Genomic DNA, 304 nt, shown 5'->3' with positions numbered 1-304 from the left:
CCCCCCCCCGCCACCCCCCCCCCCCCCAGGCACGACCCCTAAACAACACCCGGAAACAAGCGCAACGGTTTTACCAGACCCCGTCTGGCCGGTAACTAGTATCATGCCTTGCGGTTGCCCTAGCGCATCCATATAAAGCTTTTTCTGATCCTCTTCGTAACCTAATACATCAATACCTAGCATAGCGCTTGATGAATCAAGAATACGCATTACTATTTTTTCGCCCCATAACGTCGGCATAGTACTTACACGAAAATCGATGCTTTTACGCTCGGTAATTTTTAATTTAATACGGCCATCTTGT

At 48.7% G+C, this 304-nt stretch carries 1 protein-coding gene; it reads right to left on the bottom strand.

The features are described from left to right. Positions 1-304 (bottom strand): ATPase, T2SS/T4P/T4SS family (locus tag CWC04_RS19605; RefSeq protein WP_171038610.1); only part of this gene is annotated, 304 nt, incomplete at both ends.

Source organism: Pseudoalteromonas sp. S2893 (assembly GCF_005887105.1).
Lineage (GTDB): Bacteria > Pseudomonadota > Gammaproteobacteria > Enterobacterales > Alteromonadaceae > Pseudoalteromonas > Pseudoalteromonas atlantica.
This window is presented reverse-complemented; position numbering and strand designations above follow the sequence as displayed.